Below are 19,507 nucleotides of genomic sequence, written 5' to 3' on the forward strand. Positions count from 1 at the left end.
ACCTCACTTGGAGGAACAGGACGCGTCAGGCAGGCTGTTGATCCAGGCCTTCACCAGGGCAACACCTTCCTCATGGATCAGCGCACGGCCAAGGCGCGGCATGCTGTCCTGCGGGTTGGTGGTATCCATGCGGAAATGCAGGATCGATTCGTCTGCGTTACCCGGCACCACGTCGTAGGTCATTTCACCCTGGTCGTAGGCGATGGGGCCTTTGCAGACACCGTGCTTCTCTTTCTCAGTGTCATAGTCGCGCCAGAACTCCAGCTGCAAACCGGTGTAGGCCGCCGTCCCACCAACGCCGTGGCAGTGTGAACAATTCACGTCCAGGTAGCCTTTTGCCGCCGCCATCAGTTGTTCATCGCTATAACCACTGATCAAGCCCGCATCAGCATCGTGGTAGCTCGGCACCTTGTCTACCTGATCCAGAGCCGGCAGGCCGCTGAGAATACCCGCGTCGCTCCAGTGACTCAGCTGGTTTTCCGGGCCACTGCCATAGTCCATGTCGCCATTGAGATGGCGAGCCTTGGGGCCGATGGGAATAAACACATTGGTGTCGCCGGTATCATGGCTGTGGCACTGCTTGCACTGCGCCTTGTCGGGCACGGAATAGGTGAAGGATTCCTGGGCTCCGTTGTGCACCAGTGTCGCGGGCAACTGTGCCCCCTGAACCCGGTAGGTCGCCTCGGTGCCGTCTGCGTTCCACACATAAGGCAGCGCGGTCCAGCCGCCAGCACGATGAATCAGCAAGCGGGTTTCCAGAAGGGTTTCTGTCTTTGTCTCCGGATCATAACCCCGGTAAGCGGTATCCGCCGGCAGGGCAAAGGTCTTGGTAATGACGGTGCCCACCGGGAAGTCAAAAACGTCGTTTTCCTTATAGGTCGCACTCTGTCCATCCGGCACAAATACAAACCGGTATTTGCTGGTGTAATCGGAGAACAAAGGCGTATTCAAATCATAAGGGATGCCACCATGGGCATCCTGGGTGGGATCACAGCTGCTGGCAAAAAGGTTGTAATCCGACAGCTTTTCCAGGTTGTCGTTTTCCAGTGCCTCCCAGTTTACTTCAGCGCTGTCACTGATCTGGCAGTTCCTGGCGACCGGATCGCCGCCACCATTACCAGCACCTCCACCGCCGCTACTACCGCCACCGCCGCCACAGGCAACCAGCACCGCGGCGGTAGAAAGCAGAGAAATCTGCATCAAGGTTTTCATGTCATAACTCCTGTTTCGGGGCGGCGACAAGCCGCCCCGAAATCAGACAGGTAGAAAAGATAAACAAAGGTTAGAGAACAGGGGCCGGCTTGCAGTGCTCGCTGGTGGTGTCATCCACGCCACAACCAAACTGCTCACCCTTGAAGGTCAAGGTGGCCGCCGGCAGCGCGGGCTGGCTGCAATCCAGCAGATCCATGCCCACTGCCGGGCTCAGCGTCGGTCCGGCCATGGTGGCAGCGGTAGCCGGGTCGTAGGGGTAACCGATCAAGGTATCGCCGTTATTCTGGAAACACACCTTTTGGGCATCTTCATAGGGACCAACGCCCAATGGCATCAGAGCACCGGTATTCGCCAACTGCTCGCCGGCACCGTCATACAGAATGCCAGGCCACTGCAGTTCAGGGGTCAGGGTAAACAACTGAATCATCTCCTGAATCAACGCCCCATTTGGCGCTGCACCGGCATTGGTGATGGCGTTATCGTGCACATGGATATTGCGCACAATCGGCAGCCAACCGTCTTCGATGATGGTCTGATAATCGGGACCTGCCGCATTTTCATCGGCGATAAAGAAGCTGGTCACCGCCACCGCCAGGGTATCGTGATCGGCAATCTCGTTATCGAAAATCTCCACATCGTCAGTGGACAGAACGATCACACCGGTGCCCGGCGGTACGATATGAACACCACCCGGGTTGCTGCTGCTATTGGCAAAGTTCTTGGTGTTGTTTTCGATCACGGTGTTACCGAAGACCCGCACGCCAGAACCATAGGTGCCATTACCGATGGGCAGATCAAATACCAGCAAACCACCGGTATTGAAACGGGCGATATTGTTGTACATGTCCGCACCGGTGGAGTTCTCGATTTCGATCCCCGCCACGTTGTATTCGGCCACGTTGTTGCGCACAACAATGTTCTGTGACTGACCCACATAGACACCGGCGTCCGCTGAGCCGCGCACGTAGCTGTTTTCCACCAGCACATTGCTGCTTTCTACCGGATACAGCCCGTAAGCACCGTTGCCCTTGTCCGGCTCCCCCTGCCATACCGTCGCGGTATAATTGATACGCACACCATCAGCATGCTGGAACTTGATGGCATTGTTGGCCGCTTCCACCACGGCCAGGCCGTAGACTTCCACATCATTGATGTTGGTAATAAACAGGCCGTCATCACCCACGGAATTGCTGAAGTCCAGAATGGTCTTGTCCATGCCCTGGCCACAAATCGTGATATCAGCAATGCGTGCCCCGCCCAGTTCGCCATCCAGCGTCAGCGTATCGTTCAGGTCAAAGCGCCCTTCCGGGAAGACGATGACGTCACCGTCCTGGGCATCCAGGAAAGCAATCTTGGCGCTGTCGGTAATGTTATTGGCATCCAGCTCGATGGCGTCTTCACCACCGCAGGCGATTTCCTGCTGCGGTACATCGGCTGGCATATCCTGCGGGAACTGATACCCCACCGGGTTCTCGCCACCACCGGTAGCGCCACCACCACTGCTGCTGCCACCGCCGCCACAGGCGGCCAGTGATACGGCCAGGGCCAACGGCGCCAGCAGACGAACCGCCGGCATTTCTACGAATTTATTCTTATCTACATTCATTATTATCTCTCTCCCGAACATCAGGACCAAAGTGTGACGCAAGTCACCATATGGAAGGTTTTCGCGCCACGTTTATCGCAAATTGGTGCGTTATTACGCACAGAGCGATGTACTATCGTACGAATTGGCTACCTTACGAGGGAGAGAGAGAGCAACATATGGCGCCAGACGCCAGCCAAACAGGGAATGTGTCGCCAGAAACCAATGCCGTTTTAAAACAACGACATAAGAATAAAATATTAGAGGCAACTCATGTTCAGCAAACACATTTCCATGTTGCAGAGCGACCTGCGCTACTGGCAGAGACAAGGCCTGGATCTGCTTGAATTATTGACCAGCGCCAGCCTGCCCGCCTCCCTGCTGACAGAGAATGATGAACGCCTGGACGCATCCGCTATACAGCGCCTTTTCGAACAGGCGGAAAAAAAACTCGGTGATCCGGCCATGGGCATTCGCATCGGCCAACAGATCCTCCTTCCTGATATCGCCCCCCTAGGCGACGCCCTGCATTATTACCGGGACGGCTGGCAAGCACTGAAAGTCCTGGAACAATACTGGCCCCTGCTGACTGAAGCCCAGCAAGTGACCGTGCATGTTCAAGACAAATACGTGGCCGTTCGCTGTGCTGCCAATGGCGAAATGCCGATTCACGCCATGCAGACCCATGCCGTACTCAGTGGTTTTTTGCGTCTGGCTGATGTGGTGCTGGGTGTACAGGCAAGTAATGATGTGAAAGTGCACCTGCAGGAAAGCAGCCCCCATACGGAGTTGTTCAGTGCGTTATTGAAAGCGCCTGTCACTGGCGGCTGCCAGTACGACCAGGTGTTGTTTCCCGCCACGGTGCTGGATAGCCCCAATCCGAACCACGACGATGAGCGTTTCCAGCAGGCGCTGATCCAGTGTGACCGGACGCTTAACTCACTGCGTGATCATCACCTGATTGACCTGATACGTGAACGGCTGCGATTTCAGCTTGAAGAAGGCCATTATGACCAGCAACAACTGGCCAGCAGCCTGAACATGAGCGTGCGCAACCTTCAGCGACGCCTGAACGCACACCATACCCGGTTCCGGGATCTGCTCGATCAAGTCCGCGCAGAATTGGCTGAACAGCTGGTCCGCTACAGTGAAGCCGGTTTTGCCGAGATTGCTCACCAGCTTGGCTATGAAGACCCCTCTTCGTTCAACAAGGCCTTCAAACGCTGGCTGGGATTACCTCCCGGTGAATACCGGGCACGGCATAAGAACTCTACACCCAGCGCATAAGCCGCAGGGCACGATACGAAGAAGCGGGAAAGAAGAGAAAAGGTAGAAGAGGACGGTATCCAGGGTAAGGAGCGCTACGCCCGTCTATTCGATGGGCAACTCTGTCGCGCTCCGAAACCGTGATTGGCCGCCGGATTACTGTACCGTTTCCGGCTGCACCAATACCCAGGGCGGCAGCACCACTGTCCACAAGCCTTTATCTGCTGCAAACCACGCCGCAGCCTGCTCATCGGTGACCTTGTCGACCTGGGCTTTATCGCGCCACAGGGCAATCATCTCGGCCTCATCTTCTGAAAACGCCAGCGCCACCTCGATCAAATCCAGTTCCGGCGCCACGTAGACCGTCTGGCCACGGGCAAAGAACGGCTGTAGTTCTTGCCAGCTGGCCTTGGCGGTTTCCTGGTTGAGTTTGGCTTTGAGGATTTCCCGCTGTTCCGCTTGCTCAGACATGACCGACTCCTACTGTGAAGCGAGGCATTATCGGTGTTCTGCTACGGGCAATCAAAGGGGAAACGGGGACAGGGGCAAGAGACAGAAAAAGAAACGCCCGCCATTTGGGGTTGGCGGGCGTAAGCTGTACCGGGTCGAAATCGAACATCCGTGTTCCATTGCGTCCTTGCGAGATCTACTTTAGGTAAACCTCCCGCGAGAGGTAAGGCGAGAAAAGCGCCAAGTCATGTAAGCCTTTCGCCATACCCGAGATACAAAATCAGGCCCCCTCACGCCGGTATCACCATTCAATGGTTCGGCTTGCCTCCGGCACGGCCCGATTACGACGGTCGAACAGCGCGAACTGAGCGCCCTTTTCATCGAACGACACCACCGAAAAGGCATTATCACTGAACACTTCCCCCGGCACGCTAACCTGCCCTAACGGCCGGCCCCAACCGCTGTAGAGCAAGCCTGGCACCCGGATCATCGGCCGGTACCAACGAAACGCGAATAGCGCGGTGGGCCAGAACAACCCGGAGCACGTCCAGCTGTGTACCTTCTTGCCACCATTGAGTGTCAAGCTTGCATACAGAGAGGCATGCACATCCCCGCTGAGCACCACCAGTTTCTGGCTGGCACTCTTCGCCATGGCTGCCAATAGCCGCTGACGCTGATGGCGGAAGCCTTCCCAGGCATCTTTGCCACGGAACGGACGCCTCTGCTCGGGGAACATTACTACGGAGGTCACCAGCACCTTGATGCGCTCGGGATCCCGGTCCAGCCATTGGACAAAGGCCTGCTCCTGCACCTCGCTGATCATTTTGCGCTGCCAGGGCCAGCGGCTCAGTACCCGCTCGGTACGCACATCCATTACAAAAAAGTCCGCCGGCCCACGGGAAAAGGTATACCAGAATTTATCCGGGTCGCGATCCAGATAGGTACCGGCTTCATTTAATGGCGCCGCCGGGGAATGGGACGCCTGGTAGATCTGGTACGCCTTGATCGCTGCCGGATACTTGTTCGTCCATAACTCGGCGTCGGCCTTGGCTGGCCAGTTATTCTCGATTTCATGATCATCCAGGATCATGTAGCTGTTGGTTTGCCTCAGCAATTTGGCCAAGTGCTTCTGGGAAAAACTGGCCCGATAAAGGGAATCGAAATCATCCCGGGTCGTCGCCGCGCCAATGCTGTACATGGAATCGGCATAGACCTGATCCCCCCCGAACAGGACAAAATCCGGATTGTGCTGCTCTGCCTGCACCGACATTTCCGCAAAAATCTTGTCGGCGCGATCATCCTGGATAATGCCATCGAGCCCCACAAACCGGTAACAACAGGAACCAAACAAGAAGGTTGTCTGATCAGCCGTGGGCTGATCGGTGGAAAAACAGCCGCTCTCAATGGCGTGCCAGTCCAGCGGCGTCTCATCCTGCTCCGCGCGCACCCAGCCCGCCTGATACTGGTAGCGGGTACCGGGTTCAAGCCCATTAACCACCACCACCCCGGAGCCATCGAAGTTCCCGTTGAGGCGAAATTTACGAGGCTCAGACCAGCTGTCTTCCCCCTCTTTGCGCCAGCGAACTCGCCCCCACATAAACTTGTCGCCCGCGCCCAGCTCCCCTTTCGGCAATGCACCGAACAGGCGCACATGGTTCACACCGGACTCACCCGTAATCGGCCCCACCGCAAAGCGGTTCACTATCCCTGTCATCTGTTATTCTCCCCCTGCATTGAGCCCCCCGGCTCACGCTGCTAGCATCACTGAATAGAGGTGATGTCACCCCGTCTATTCAGGATAAAGACACTTTGCTCAAGGACTCGAAAGCCGCTCTGCTTTTATTCGTCGCTTTTGCTTCGATTTGCCTGTCTTCCCTGGCTTCAGCCAAAGGGCCGGACACCCAAATCATCGGCGAACAGCAGGAACACATTCACCCCTATCAGGGCCTGTACACCTTCTGCACGCCTGCGGATCAGTCGCCTGACATTAATGCCATTCTTCAACGCACCGACCTGCCCTGGCAACCGTCCGGTGCCAGCACTCCGAATCTAGGCTTTATCACTGATCATTGCTGGTTCCGTTTCTCAGTTCGCAATCTTAATCGACTTCATGCTGACTGGCAGCTGCAAATCGACTACGCCATGCTCGGTGAAGTGGATGTCTACCAGGTGGATGCCGGCGGCACCCTCATTGCTCATTTCCAGGCCGGTATGGACCGGGATTTTTCAGTACGCCCGGGCACAGCCCCGACGCCCGCATTCCCGCTGACGCTACCCACAGGCACCGACAACGACATTTTCCTCAAGGTTGCCTCTGCGCACAGCATCCAGCTGCCGCTGGAATTGCGGACACAGGAGAGTTACAACGCCTCGGTGCAAACACAAAGCCTGGTGCAGGGAGTTTTCTTCGGCGGCATGCTGGTGATGATTCTCTACAACCTGTCGCTGTTCTTTTCCATTCGCGAAAAAGTGTACTTGCTGTATGTGTGCTGGTCCGCCGTCGTCACCCTGTTCATGGCAGTGTTGCACGGCTATGCCCACCGTTATCTGTGGCCGCATTCCATCCTGGTCAGCCAGTACATGATTCATTACTTGCTGCCACTGATTGTGCTGCTGCCGCCACTGTTTACCCTGCACTTTCTATCCCTACGGGAAAAAGCACCGCGCCTTGCCATGTGGTTACAACTACTGGTGGGCATTGGCACCGTGCTCTTCCTCGCGGCCCCCTTTACCAGCCGCACCTTCCTGATTCCGATTTCCGTCAGCGCCATTTTGCTGATGGATTTCAGTATCTTCTTCGTCGGGCTGATCCGTGCCCGTAGCGGCGACCCGGATGCGCGAATTTTCACCATCGCCTGGTCCTGCTTTATTGTTGGCGCAGCGGCCATGGCACTGAATAAATACGGTTTTGTTCCACGCAATGCGCTGACCGAAAACCTGGTTCAAATTGGTGTTTTTCTCGAAGTCGTACTGCTTTCCCTGGCGCTGGCCCGGCGCATCAATCGCTTGAAAGAAGCCCATTCCGATTCAGTGCGTGACCGCGCCATCGCGGAAATGGAAGCGTTCAAGGCTGGCGCCAGAAATCACGCCAAAAGTGAATTCCTGGCCACCATGAGCCATGAAATCCGCACGCCCATGAACGGCATCATGGGCATGACCGACCTGCTGCGCCGTACCAGCATGACCCACCAGCAGGCGCAATATGTGGGCACCATTTATCAGTCCACGCAGTCTTTGCTGACCGTGATTAACGATATTCTCGATTACTCGAAAATCGAGTCCGGCAAGCTGGAGCTGGATTACCAGCCCATCGCGCTGGAAAACATCGTCGATGATTGCGTGCGCCTGTTTGCACTACGCTCCAGCGAAAAATCCCTGCCGCTGTACATTCATATCGACAGTCGGGTGCCAGAGCGCATCAAGACCGATCCGATCCGCCTCAAGCAAATCATTACCAACCTGCTCAGCAATGCCTTCAAATTTACCGAGCGTGGTCACGTCGCCCTGCATGTAAACCTGAAGCAACCGGTGAATAACAAGGGCATGTGCGTGCTGATGATTGAAGTGGTCGATACCGGGATAGGCCTGGATGAAGGCCAGCAGTCGTCACTGTTCCAGGCTTTCAGCGATCTGTCTGCCAAGGGCAAGCACAACGGCGCCGGCCTCGGGCTGGTGATCTGCAAACGGTTGATCGAGCTGCTCGGCGGCGATATCGGCGTCTCCAGCTCTCTGGGCCGTGGAGCCACGTTCTGGTTATCCCTGCCGGTGGAAGTGGAAAAAGTTCAGAAGCAACCGGTGCTGGCAAATCGTACCGCCGCCATCATTTCCAGCACCGCCCCACAACTGCTTAGCCTGTCACAAATTCTCAGCCGCTGGGGCGCCAAAACGCTGGAATACCGCGACGTCATAACAGCGCTTGATCCGGCCAGCCCCGGCCAGCCCGTGGACTATCTGATCGCAGAACTGTCGGTATTGGAGAATCCCCACTACGTGGAACGCCTGCGCACTCACTTCGATAACCCGGCCCTGGTGCTGTTGCACCCCACCGGCCAGCCCCTCAGCGGCACCCTGCCGGAAGATCTGCTACTGATAGAAACGCCCTTTTCCTGTCAGGCGCTGAAACGCAGCCTGCTCACCGGCCCCGACGAAGCGCGCGCACCCTCCACCGCAAAAGAACCCCTGATCCGCTTGGATCGCGCCAATATGCTCAAGGTGATCGTGGCGGAGGACAATGCCGTTAACCAGCTGGTGATCGACAGCATCCTCAAATCGTTAGGTATCCATGCCACGCTGGTCAGCGACGGCGCACAAGCCGTAGAGCAAGTCCGCAACCGCCCGGATCATTGGGATATCATCTTCATGGATTGCGAAATGCCGGTGATGGACGGCTACCAGGCCACCCGGGAGATTCGTGCCCTGGAGGCCGCTCTGGAAACACCTCCGCACTGCTGGATCATTGCCCTGTCGGCCCATGCCACCGGCGATTATGTACAAAAAGCTCGCGACGCCGGGGTCGATGATTACCTCAGCAAACCGGTATCCCAGCAGCAAGTCCACGATGCACTCAGGCGTGGCCAGGGAACCTCTGGATAACGCCTTACGTGCTCAGTCTTTCAGGCTGGCTCGCAATCTATACCCCATTCGGGGCACAGAGGGCGCGTTTTTGAAGGTGTCCCCTAACTGGGATCGAGATATGTCCATCCATCGAAAAAGCGCAACAACGAGTGCGGGTCAGCCTGGAAAACCCGAAGGGCGCGGCCTGGAGCGCACATCTGCTGCGCCCTGTCTCCAGGAAAGGGAGCCACCCTTACCGTCGAGACAAGACACAACAGCTGTACGCTCCAGGTCACGCTGAGCATGCAAGGAGTTATTCAGAGGTTCCCCAGGTCTCCAGAGACATTACCGGCTAACGGAAACCGTTGAGGGGTTAAGGAGTTGCGCGCACACCGCCAGCAGCTCCCTCATCCGTACCGGCTTACCCAGAAAGGCATCACAACCGGCGTCCAGACAACGCTGGCGATCCACCGCCAGCACGTTGGCCGTCAGCGCCAATAGGGGGCCGCCATACCCCCGGTCACGCAGGGCCTGGGCAGTTTCATAGCCATCCATCACCGGCATCTGCATATCCAGCACAACCAGATCGTAAGCGCCGTCGGCCACCTGAAAGGCCGCGCAGGCTTCTTTCCCATGCTCCGCTTCTGTCACCTGCATGCCCGCCTGTTCCAGCACCTTGCGCACAAATAGACGATTCACTGCGTTATCTTCCACCAGCAACGCACGCATACCATCCAGTGAAGCCAACGCCCCCTGAGAAGCCGGCAGGTTATCCTGCCTGTCACCAGAGACCGGTGGAGCCGTGTGACAGGCCCGCACCAATGGTATCTCCAGCACAAAACGACTCCCCTGATTCAAGGTGCTGAAGACCTGAATATCCCCGTCCTGGGCGCGGGCCAATTGCCGGGCAATACTCAACCCCAGACCGGTACCGGTATAGCGACGGGTATGCGATGCGTCTGCCTGGGAGAAAGGCTGAAAGATACGGTTCAGCTCGCTTTCACTGATGCCGATCCCGGTATCTTCCACTGATACAGTCAGGCGCGACGTCTCTTCATCCCAGTTAACTCGCACATGCACCTGCCCCTGCTCGGTGAATTTCACCGCATTGCCAATCAAATTGACCAGTATCTGGCGCAAGCGAAACGCATCACCACTGACCGTCGGCGGCATGTCTGCCAGGTAATCAATACGCAAGGCAATGTCTTTTTCAATAGCACGCAACTGCAGGCTGTCGATGATTTCATCGAACAGTACCCTTACAGAGAACAGCCGTTGCTCCGGGTGCAATTGACCTGCCTCAATCCGTGACAGATCAAGCACATCATTAATCAGCGCCAGCAACGCATCCCCGTTGTGCTGGATGATGGTCAGATAACGCCGCTTGTCTGCCGCCCCGAGCGAGCCATCGCGCAATAATTCGGTGTAACCGAGAATGGCCGTCATTGGCGTGCGGATTTCATGGCTGATATTGGCCAGAAACTGGCTTTTGGTCTGGCTGGCATCTTCGGCCTGCATCCTCGCTTCCGCCAACTGGATCTGGGCATGGTGAATGCTGTCCACCATGGCATTGAAGTCTTCCGCCAGTGCACCAATTTCATCGCTTCCCAGTACTGGCACACGCTGATCCAGAGCACCGCCGCGGGCAATCGAACGCACCGCGTTATGCACCAAATTCAAACGCCCAAACAGCATGGGTTGAATGCGGCAATTAATCACGAACACGGTAATCGCGGTCAGCACCACCATAATCAGCGCCACCAACAAGACTGCATAGAGCATGCTCTGGTAACCGTCATGGGGAATTTCGACAATCACCTCCAACGGCGTCTCCCCAAGGAAATCCGGAATAGGGAAACGTCCCTGTAACTGCCCCCCCTCCACCTCGCCCAGGCCGCGACTCACCGGACCATCACCCTGGGCTTCCTGCACGAACAAGGCACGCCCTACCCGCTCGGACAGGTAACTCAACCAGCCACTGTCCAACCACACGCCCAACAGATAGGCCTGGCAACCATTTTCCACCGCAGTACTAAACAGCAATGGCCTGCCGTCTACCTTCACCACCCCCCAAATAGGCATACAACCTTGTTCGGTGAAACGCCGCGCCAGGGTCTCGAACACCGGCGAATCCACTCCCGGCTCCCCGTTATCCCAGCGAATGACATCGTTATCCAGCGCCATCATCAGGTCCAGGTGACCAACGCCCCCCTGATTCACCGGTGCCTGCTCAGGCTGCTGGCTCCAGTCCTGCGCCCGTACCCGCAACACCGACAGCTGATCCAGGAAAGCGGCTTCCACCTTGCCCAGCTCACGTTCCGCATTGCGCTCCGCGAGGGTATCCACCAACGACAGATTCACCCAATACAGGGCCACCGTTGCCAGCGCCACACAGATAGCCGCAGAAACCACCAGCAACCAGCGAATACGAACTCTCAGCGACATTGCCCACTCCCTCAAGACTAACCGCAGACACTAGGGTCTGTTCACACTCATTCCGTGGTCCCTGCTGGCGTCATTTTTTTGTCCAGATGTTCCAACCGATACGCAGTGTAGTTGTTCTACATAAGTAAAGGTTGGGACTGCTGGGCGGAAAAAGGGCCCAGCCCTTCGGGTTGAGGCCCAAAATGCGCCACTCGTTGTTGCTCGTCGCTCATTTGGAGACACCAAACATCTCTCCTCGCGCCTGGATTGGCGCATTTTGGGCCGCAACAGGGAGCATGGAATGAGTGTGAACAGACCCTAGCACATCGCCGCACCGCCACAACGCTTGTCCACTCCAGCGGTGCCGTTCTCCGTATGGCCGTCAGGGGGCTCGCAGCACCTGACTCGCAGCTTGTGGAGAACACAGGATGAAAAACCCCGGCAGCCCCCGTATCATAGGCCACCCATTTTTTGGAAAAACGACGCCGTTCCCATGAGTGACACTCCCCGCAAGATACTGGTCACCAGTGCCCTTCCCTATGCCAATGGCCCCATTCACCTGGGTCATTTGCTGGAATACATCCAGACCGACATCTGGGTTCGCTTCCAGAAACTCCGTGGCCAGCAGTGTACCTATGTCTGCGCTGACGATGCCCATGGCACCGCCATCATGCTCAAGGCCGAGGAAAACGGCGTCACTCCGGAACAGCAGATTGCCCAGGTGAAGGCGGACCACGAGCGGGACTTCGCCGATTTCCAGGTGAACTTCGACAACTATTACAGCACCCACAGCGCCGAGAACCGGGCGCTGTCGGAAATGGTTTTCCAGCGCAACAAGGATGCCGGCTACATCCTGGAAAAGACCATTACCCAGCTGTACGACCCGCAGAAAGGCATGTTCCTCGCCGATCGCTTCGTCAAGGGCACCTGCCCCAAGTGCAAGAGCGAAGACCAGTACGGCGACAACTGCGAAGTCTGTGGCGCAACCTATACGCCGGCAGAGTTGATCGATCCCTACTCCTCGGTCAGCGGCGCCACGCCGGTGGAAAAAGAAACCACCCAGCTGTTCTTCGACCTGCCCAAGTTCGAGCCTCTGCTGCGCGAGTGGACCCGCTCCGGCGCCCTGCAGGAACAAGTGGCCAACAAACTGCAGGAATGGATCGAAGACCTGCAGCCCTGGGATATCTCCCGTGAAGCCCCCTACTTCGGCTTCGAGATCCCCGGCTACCCGGGCAAATATTTCTACGTGTGGCTGGATGCACCCATCGGCTACATGGCCAGCTTCCAGAACTACTGTGATCGCGAAGGCCTGAACTTCGACGATTACTGGGGCAAGGACTCCACCGCCGAGCTGTACCATTTCATCGGCAAGGACATCATCAACTTCCATGGCCTGTTCTGGCCCGCCATGCTGGACGGTGCCGGGTTGCGTAAACCCACCGCCATCTACAGCCACGGCTTTGTCACCGTGAACGGCGCCAAGATGTCCAAGTCCCGCGGCACCTTCATCAAGGCCCGCACCTACCTGGATCACCTGAGCCCGGAGTATCTGCGCTACTACTTCGCCGCCAAACTCTCCAGCCGGGTGGATGATTTCGACCTGAACCTGGAAGACTTCGCCCAGCGAGTGAACTCGGATCTGGTCGGCAAGCTGGTCAACATCGCCAGCCGCACCGGCAACTTCGTGAAAAAATTCGGCGGTACGCTCAGTACCGATCTGGACAACATGCTGCTGGTACGCGAAGTCCAGGAAGCTGGCCCACGCATCGCCGACTTCTACGAGAAACGCGAATTCGGCAAGGCCATGCGTGAAATCATGGCACTGGCCGATCACGCCAACGGCTACATCGCCGACAAGGCGCCCTGGAGCCTGGCCAAGGAAGAAGGAAAAGAACAGGAAGTGCTGGCCATCTGCAGCACCGCCATCAACGTGTTCCGTCTGCTGGTGATCTACCTGAAACCGGTCTTGCCGGCTTTGGCCGAGCGTGCAGAAGCCTTCATGCAGGTGGAGCCACTTACCTGGGCCGACGCAGGCCAGTTGCTGCTGGGCCATGAAATCGCCAAGTTCAAACCCCTGCTCAACCGTATCGACATGACGCAGGTGGAAGCCATGCTGGCGGATTCCAAGGACAGTACGCCGGCACAGGTTGCCGACAAGCCCAAAAAAGCAGACGCGAAAAAAGCGGATGCCGACGACGAAACCATCAGCATTGATGATTTTCTCAAGGTGAAACTGCGCGTGGCCCGTGTAGCCAAGGCGGCTCACGTGGAAGGCGCCGACAAGCTGCTGCAGCTGACACTGGACGTGGGCGAGCTGGGCGAGCGCAACGTCTTCGCCGGCATCAAATCGCGTTACGCACCGCAAGAGCTGGAAGGCAAACTGGTCGTCCTGGTCGCCAACCTGGCACCGCGCAAGATGAAGTTCGGCGTCTCCGAAGGCATGGTACTGGCCGCCGGCCCCGGCGGGGATGACATTCACATCCTCAGCCCGGACAGTGGCGCCGAACCGGGCATGGAAGTGCGCTAGGGTGAAAGCTCGGCGCCGGATGCCTGACGCAGAGGCGCCTTCATTCTACTGTGGGAAGCGATGCTTGCATCGCGAATAATCAGGTGGTGCTGAGCACGCCTCTTGGTCATGCAAGCATGACTTCCCACCCCCCTCTCATCTGGCCGAGCGTCTACAAGTGTGAGTGAGCAGGTTGAATTCACCCAAGGGCACAGAGAGCCTGAAAGGCGGAATCCGACATCCTGCTTAGCATCAATTCAACGTCGCCAAGTGTTCCCGCAGCGCCGCCTCATCTTCGATCGTGATGCGCCCGTAGCCCAGCGTGATCAGCCCCTGCGCCTCAAACGCCTTGAGCGTCCGGTGCACGCCCTGACGAGTCATCCCCATCATGTTGGCAATATGTTCACGGGTCAGACGCACCGTCACCGGCCCACCCTCCGGCTTGCCGCCGCGTTGCATTTGCGACAGGAACAACAAGCGCTGCCCTATCCGTGCCTGGGTGCCGCGCAGCGCGTCTTCCTCGATCATGGAGATGGCGGACCACAGCCGCTGGCTGATCAGATCCAGCACCACCGGGTAGCTTTGCGGGTAACGTTGCAGTAGCTCACGGAAAAACGGGCCCGGCACTTCCACCAGCACCGCTGCCTCATGGGCCGTGGCGCCATAGACCCGCCCGGTACCGGGGGAAAACACCGCATCGCCAAACCAGGTACCGCTGTCAAAAATGATCAGTACCGCTTCCTGCCCCTGGGCATTCACCGAACTGATCCGCACCAGGCCCTCGGCAATCACACACAGGTTGGACTGGGGTTCGCCCTTCTCATAAATCGGCTGGTTGGCCTGAAACGAACGCACCCGGGCGTGCCGCGCCGCTTCATGCAGGGCAGCATCGGGAAATCCGGCCAGTAAGGGGCAGTGCCGCAGCACCGTGTAGGCATCCGTCATGGAGCAATTGTAAACCAGTTGACAGTTTTCTCCCTAACCCCGGGCCTACACTCAAGGGATTGGAAAATCGATTACCTTAAATAAGGGTCCCTGACCCCAATAAGACCCACACAACGGGAGAGCGCTACATGAACAGCCAGGTCAATATTAACCCAGCTACCGTCCCCTCCAGGAAAGGCAGCGTCAGCGCCGAAGAATGGCAGCTGCGCGTGGATCTCGCCGCCGCCTACCGGCTCATCGCCCTGCACGGCTGGGATGATCTTATCTTTACCCACCTGTCCGCCCGCATCCCCGGCGACGAGCATCATTTCCTGATCAACCCCTACGGCATGATGTTCGACGAGATCACCGCCTCCAGCCTGGTGCGCGTGGATCAGGAAGGTAACAAGCTCGACGACAGCGATTACGACATCAACCCGGCCGGGTTCACCATCCACAGTGCTATCCACGCCGTGCGCGACGATGCCGCCTGTGTCATGCACACCCACACCACCGCCGGCGTCGCCGTCTCCGCCCAGCAGGAAGGTTTACTGGCCCTGTCGCAACAAAGCCTGTTTCCGCTGGCCAGCCTGGCCTATCACGACTACGAAGGCGTGGCCCTGCGCGATGACGAAAAAGCGCGCCTGCAAGCCGACCTGGGCGACGCCAACTTTATGATCCTGCGTAACCATGGCCTGCTCACCGTGGGCAGCACCATCGCCGACACCTTCCTGGGCATGTTTATCCTCCAGCGCGCCTGCGAAATCCAGCTGCAAGCCCTGTCCGGCAACCGCCCGCTGACGCCGATCCCGGACGGCATCGTCGACACCATCAAGCAACAGGCGGCACAGGTGACCAAGGGCATGGGCGGCAACCTGGCCTGGCCCGGCCTGCTGCGCAAGTTGGACCGCAACAACCCCGGCTACGCGGAATAAGGAGCGCACCATGAATGGCATGACCGCACCCCGCGCCCAGTTCACCCACATGAAGGACGGCACCGGCGAGGACTGGCAGATCATCGCCAAGTCCTTCGGCGACTTCAGCAAGGGCCTGTCCGATCGCATCATCACGCACCTGCGCCTGCTGGAAGGTGACTTCGGTGGTTTCAAGATCGACCGTTTTCAGCACTGCCTGCAAACCGCCACCCTGGCCCACCGTGACGGCAAGGATGACGAGTATGTGGTCTGTGCCCTGCTGCACGACATCGGCGACACCCTGGGCACCTTCAACCACGCCGACGTGGCCGCCGTGCTGCTGGAACCGTTCGTTAGCGATGCCAACCACTGGATGGTGAAACACCACGCCATCTTCCAGGGTTACTATTTCTTCCATTACCTGGGCATGGATCGCGACATGCGCGAGAACTTCAAGGATCACCCTCACTATCGGCAGACCCTGGAGTTCGTCAGCAAATACGATTCCCCCGCCTTCGATCCGGACGGAGAAATCCTGCCGCTGGATTACTTCGAACCCATGCTGCGCAAGGTCTTCGCCGAACCGCGCAAATCTCTCTACAAGGAAGCCATGGCGGAACAAGGCTAGTCGCATCATCCCCAGGTGGCCCTCTTCCGTCATCGGGAGAGGGCCTCACCGCCCGAATAAACACTATCGCCACTACCGTCTCCCCAAGAAAAACAGACCCCTCCCCTGTGTTTCCCCTGCGTTCATTTCTCTCTGTCCATTCAGGCCAAAAACCAACAAGTTCTCACGATTGTGCTTTCCTGCCATTGTCACCGACAAACCGTAAACCCAATGTATACATACATTAAATGCCGTTTTTTTAGAGGTTAGTGATGGCACAGTCACTGGATGCACTTTGGGAAAAAGTACGCGCGCAGAAAACCCGCATTCCTTCCCTGTATGGCGATATTGATTTTGATGTCACCCCGGAACGTTTTACCGACGACATCAACACCCGCAGCGCCCTGCCCGAGAAGTTTTCCCGCAAATACCGCGCCGGCATTCTTGCCGACAAGGAAAAAGTGGAACGCGCCCGGGCCTACACCCTGCTCGGCGATACCGTCTCCGATGCCTATGCCGCGCTAATGCCGGAATACGGCTTTCGCAACCTGATCACTATGCTCAAGAAAGCCTGCGATGAAGGCCTGGAAGCCGTGGATAATGCTCCCCAGGAGCTGATTGATTTCATCACCGCCATGGAAACCACCCCGGACTGGGTGGACATGGAGCTGGTCCGCGAAGGCGCGCGCCTCAGTCGTAACCAGATGGTGAACCTGGCCCCCTACGTGATTCGTGGCGCCTTCGTCGCCACCTTCATGAACAAATACTCCGGCCTGCCCATGGCCATTACCGGCACCCTGGCCAACGACTCGGTGAACCAGCGCATCAACGAAACCGCCAGCTTCTTCACCACCGCCACCCTGCCCGGCGCACTGGAACGCTTTGGCCCCGGCTTCAAGGCCGCCGCCATGGTCCGCCTGATGCACTCCATGGTGCGCTTCAACATCATCAAGCGTGCCACCACCGACAAGGGTGGCCCCTGGGACCCGGCCGTCTATGGCATTCCCATCCCCCAGGTAGACCAGATGCCCGCCGGCACCATGCCCGCCTACCTAACCGCCTTCAAGGCGCTGCGCAAAGGGCGTAAACATTTCACCGCCAACGAGCGTGCCATCGTCGAGCTGTCCCGCTATGAATGCTTCCTGCTGGGCCTGCCCGAAGAACTGCTGCCCGCCGAGGCACCGGACATCATCGACACCATGCTCACCTACTCCGGCACCCTGCGCGAAGGCTACGATGACGAGACCTGCGGCGAACTGACCCGCGCCACCATGTCGGTCTACCGCCCCAAGGACGAAAAGCTGATCAGCAAAGTGCACAACCGGGTGGAACGCAGCTTCTCCAAAGTCTTCTTTACCCAGGCATTCCTGGGCCGCAAAGACAAATCGAAAGCAAAAGAAATGGGCGTGGAGCCCCGCCTGATAGATTATGCCCTGTTCACCGTGGGCAACCTGTTCGTGGTGCCACGCCTGATCGCCTACCGAACGCTGCAGGATATCCCGGTGGCCAACAAGCTGGCGGACAAAATACTGGTGAAGAGAATCAAGGAACTATTGGTGGACTATGGCCACGCGGAATACACCACCGACGCCAATCAGTACGCCCCAACAACACAGGAAAGCAAACAGGAAACCGCCGCCTGAAGGCGGCGCAGGTGTCGGGTTACGGCTACGCCTAACCCGACCTACGAAGCACGGTTTTTGTAGGTCGAATTCACCCAAGGGCACAGAGAGCCTGAAAGGCGTAATCCGACAAGTACGTCACACCCCCAAATACTCCGCAATCAAAAACGCATCTCCGACGCCTTCCCGCTTACCAAAATAACTCACCGGGTCTCGCTGATCGTCGTCAATCGACCCTACCTCACAATCAATGTTGAATTGCTTGGCCAGGTCATTAAACAGATTCACCGGCTCCTTGAGCCCGATCTTTTTCTTCACCGGCAGGCTAATGCCAAGCACCCAGTCCTCACACTCCTCACTCTCACAGTCATCTATCAGCGTGGCCACTTCATTGGCATCCACATACGCCTGCAACGCAGCTTGCAGATCAACCAGGTTACGCTTGAGCTTCTTTTCCTGCTTTTCATCAAGGCGATCGCAGGCGACCAGAAGGTAGACGAGCATAGGCAGGGTCCGGGTTGGGATTTTGTGGCCACTGTACCACAACAAGGCGGGGTTTCATTCGCAGCGGCACAGCCAGCAACCCCACATCGCCGCACATTCAGGAAGGCCGAATTCACCCAAGGGCACAGAGAGCCTGAAAGGCCTAATCGACAAGGTTTATCACAAGCCGAAAGGTCAGGGAAAAACGGAGGCACGCTCAACATCTTGATTCCCGAAAGCCGAAGAGCCAATGGGAGCCCTGGCCCTATTGATTCTGGAAAATCAGGAGCGCAGCGAGTAATTTTCCGAGTGCAGCTACTTATTGGGAGACAACAGCACGGTGCAGGATGGAAATTTTTAAGCCGCGCCGAAAATATAACTCCGACTACTCCAGAAGCCTTTCCGGTGCATCCATGGCCTCGTGCAACACACGAACAACAAGCACTTCCGACTCAAGCAGTCGATAAAAAACAACGTGATGCTCGACCTGTAATTTGCTATACCCAGAAAAAACATGGTCGTAGTTCGCGCCAAGCGATGGATGATCAATCAGCCGTTTCATGCCGGCCTCAAGCCGATCCACGTAATTATCCGCCTGATCAACGCCCCATTCCTCACAGGCATACACCCAAATCCCAATAAAATCGGATTCCGCCCTCGGCGTGACGTTCAACGTAAGCACTAATCGGCAGCCTTAATCCGCTTACGGCCAGCCGCCTTGATAGCCGTTATATCCAACGGTTTCGGTTCCCCGCTGGACTCACCCTCAGCGAGGGCTTGCCTCAGCATGGCAAGACGTTCTTTGGTCTGTTGGTCCCTTCGGATGAGATCGCGGATGTACTCACTATCGTTGCCAAAGTGGCCGCTTTCAATCTGGGCTTTCACCCAGCCGTCTTGCTGTTCGGTCAGCGTGATGGTTTTCCGGTGCATGCTCATGGCTGGTGCTCCTAACATGGCAGA

The 19,507-nt window shown here is 57.4% G+C and carries 15 protein-coding genes; 6 read left to right on the plus strand and 9 right to left on the minus strand.

Annotation, left to right across the window (positions count from 1 at the left end; all coding sequences use genetic code 11):
• Window positions 1–3: 3 nt before the first annotated feature.
• Both A3730_RS16600 and A3730_RS16605 read right to left on the minus strand, forming a co-directional pair.
• Entirely contained in the window at window positions 4–1,212 is a 1,209-nt protein-coding gene (locus A3730_RS16600; protein ID WP_063520614.1) for an SO2930 family diheme c-type cytochrome, read from the minus strand.
• A 70-nt stretch (window positions 1,213–1,282) separates the two neighbouring features.
• Window positions 1,283–2,818 carry a parallel beta-helix domain-containing protein gene (locus A3730_RS16605; protein WP_063520061.1) on the minus strand — a complete coding sequence of 512 codons (1,536 nt, stop codon included), beginning with the start codon at window positions 2,816–2,818 and terminating at the stop codon, window positions 1,283–1,285.
• Window positions 2,819–3,070: 252 nt separating this feature from the next.
• Between A3730_RS16605 and A3730_RS16610 the strand changes: the two genes are divergently transcribed.
• The gene (locus tag A3730_RS16610) at window positions 3,071–4,084 is read left to right on the plus strand and encodes an AraC family transcriptional regulator (RefSeq protein WP_063520062.1); all 1,014 of its coding nucleotides are present in this window, start codon (window positions 3,071–3,073) and stop codon (window positions 4,082–4,084) included.
• Between the two features lie 135 nt (window positions 4,085–4,219).
• Here the strand turns inward: A3730_RS16610 and A3730_RS16615 are convergent, their stop codons facing one another.
• A complete protein-coding gene (locus tag A3730_RS16615; RefSeq protein WP_063518554.1) occupies window positions 4,220–4,534 on the minus strand; it encodes a DUF2288 domain-containing protein in 315 nt (104 codons plus the stop codon).
• A gap of 280 nt (window positions 4,535–4,814) precedes the next feature.
• Entirely contained in the window at window positions 4,815–6,227 is a 1,413-nt protein-coding gene (locus A3730_RS16620) for an alkaline phosphatase D family protein (protein WP_063520063.1), read from the minus strand.
• Window positions 6,228–6,322: 95 nt separating this feature from the next.
• Here A3730_RS16620 and A3730_RS16625 point away from each other — a divergent pair, with 95 nt between their 5' ends.
• Window positions 6,323–9,106 carry a hybrid sensor histidine kinase/response regulator gene (locus tag A3730_RS16625; protein WP_063538484.1) on the plus strand — a complete coding sequence of 928 codons (2,784 nt, stop codon included), beginning with the start codon at window positions 6,323–6,325 and terminating at the stop codon, window positions 9,104–9,106.
• A 306-nt stretch (window positions 9,107–9,412) separates the two neighbouring features.
• On the opposite strand, the gene A3730_RS16630 is transcribed toward A3730_RS16625, so the two are convergent.
• Window positions 9,413–11,512, minus strand: a complete 2,100-nt coding sequence (locus tag A3730_RS16630) for an ATP-binding protein (RefSeq protein ID WP_063538485.1) — start codon at window positions 11,510–11,512, stop codon at window positions 9,413–9,415.
• Window positions 11,513–11,984: 472 nt separating this feature from the next.
• On the opposite strand from A3730_RS16630, the gene metG reads away from it, so the two are divergent.
• Window positions 11,985–14,018 (plus strand): methionine--tRNA ligase, encoded by a 2,034-nt coding sequence (gene metG / locus A3730_RS16635; protein ID WP_063520262.1) that lies wholly within the window; start codon window positions 11,985–11,987, stop codon window positions 14,016–14,018.
• A gap of 231 nt (window positions 14,019–14,249) precedes the next feature.
• On the opposite strand, the gene A3730_RS16640 is transcribed toward metG, so the two are convergent.
• Window positions 14,250–14,942: a Crp/Fnr family transcriptional regulator gene (locus tag A3730_RS16640; RefSeq protein WP_063520261.1), complete on the minus strand. Its 693-nt coding sequence runs from the start codon at window positions 14,940–14,942 to the stop codon at window positions 14,250–14,252.
• Window positions 14,943–15,070: 128 nt separating this feature from the next.
• On the opposite strand from A3730_RS16640, the gene A3730_RS16645 reads away from it, so the two are divergent.
• From A3730_RS16645 to A3730_RS16655, 3 genes are all read left to right on the plus strand, one after another.
• Complete coding sequence (locus A3730_RS16645) at window positions 15,071–15,856, plus strand: class II aldolase/adducin family protein (RefSeq protein ID WP_063520260.1); 786 nt, start codon at window positions 15,071–15,073, stop codon at window positions 15,854–15,856.
• A gap of 10 nt (window positions 15,857–15,866) precedes the next feature.
• Window positions 15,867–16,463, plus strand: a complete 597-nt coding sequence (locus A3730_RS16650; protein ID WP_063520259.1) for an HD domain-containing protein — start codon at window positions 15,867–15,869, stop codon at window positions 16,461–16,463.
• Window positions 16,464–16,714: 251 nt separating this feature from the next.
• Entirely contained in the window at window positions 16,715–18,085 is a 1,371-nt protein-coding gene (locus tag A3730_RS16655) for an oxygenase MpaB family protein (RefSeq protein ID WP_063520258.1), read from the plus strand.
• A 117-nt stretch (window positions 18,086–18,202) separates the two neighbouring features.
• Here A3730_RS16655 and A3730_RS16660 read toward each other — a convergent pair whose 3' ends face one another.
• The 3 genes from A3730_RS16660 to A3730_RS16670 all read right to left on the minus strand — a co-directional run.
• On the minus strand, window positions 18,203–18,568 hold the full coding sequence (locus tag A3730_RS16660; protein ID WP_063520257.1) for a hypothetical protein: 366 nt from the start codon (window positions 18,566–18,568) through the stop codon (window positions 18,203–18,205).
• Between the two features lie 364 nt (window positions 18,569–18,932).
• Window positions 18,933–19,229 carry a type II toxin-antitoxin system RelE/ParE family toxin gene (locus A3730_RS16665; protein WP_063518823.1) on the minus strand — a complete coding sequence of 99 codons (297 nt, stop codon included), beginning with the start codon at window positions 19,227–19,229 and terminating at the stop codon, window positions 18,933–18,935.
• Window positions 19,229–19,507, minus strand: a 279-nt coding sequence (locus A3730_RS16670) for a type II toxin-antitoxin system ParD family antitoxin (protein ID WP_369819088.1), incomplete at its 5' end; no start/stop codon positions are given. The genes A3730_RS16670 and A3730_RS16665, both read right to left, overlap by 1 nt.

Source organism: Alcanivorax sp. HI0044 (assembly GCF_001634945.1).

What these genes read in the sequence shown, in the direction of transcription:
- A3730_RS16600 (WP_063520614.1), bottom strand. Translation starts at nt 1,212, where the DNA reads ATGAAAACCTTGATGCAGATTTCTCTGCTTTCTACCGCCGCGGTGCTG.
- A3730_RS16610 (WP_063520062.1), top strand. Translation starts at nt 3,071, where the DNA reads ATGTTCAGCAAACACATTTCCATGTTGCAGAGCGACCTGCGCTACTGG.
- A3730_RS16640 (WP_063520261.1), bottom strand. Translation starts at nt 14,942, where the DNA reads ATGACGGATGCCTACACGGTGCTGCGGCACTGCCCCTTACTGGCCGGA.
- A3730_RS16660 (WP_063520257.1), bottom strand. Translation starts at nt 18,568, where the DNA reads ATGCTCGTCTACCTTCTGGTCGCCTGCGATCGCCTTGATGAAAAGCAG.
- A3730_RS16605 (WP_063520061.1), bottom strand. Translation starts at nt 2,818, where the DNA reads ATGAATGTAGATAAGAATAAATTCGTAGAAATGCCGGCGGTTCGTCTG.
- A3730_RS16620 (WP_063520063.1), bottom strand. Translation starts at nt 6,227, where the DNA reads ATGACAGGGATAGTGAACCGCTTTGCGGTGGGGCCGATTACGGGTGAG.
- metG (WP_063520262.1), top strand. Translation starts at nt 11,985, where the DNA reads ATGAGTGACACTCCCCGCAAGATACTGGTCACCAGTGCCCTTCCCTAT.
- A3730_RS16655 (WP_063520258.1), top strand. Translation starts at nt 16,715, where the DNA reads ATGGCACAGTCACTGGATGCACTTTGGGAAAAAGTACGCGCGCAGAAA.
- A3730_RS16645 (WP_063520260.1), top strand. Translation starts at nt 15,071, where the DNA reads ATGAACAGCCAGGTCAATATTAACCCAGCTACCGTCCCCTCCAGGAAA.
- A3730_RS16650 (WP_063520259.1), top strand. Translation starts at nt 15,867, where the DNA reads ATGAATGGCATGACCGCACCCCGCGCCCAGTTCACCCACATGAAGGAC.
- A3730_RS16630 (WP_063538485.1), bottom strand. Translation starts at nt 11,512, where the DNA reads ATGTCGCTGAGAGTTCGTATTCGCTGGTTGCTGGTGGTTTCTGCGGCT.
- A3730_RS16615 (WP_063518554.1), bottom strand. Translation starts at nt 4,534, where the DNA reads ATGTCTGAGCAAGCGGAACAGCGGGAAATCCTCAAAGCCAAACTCAAC.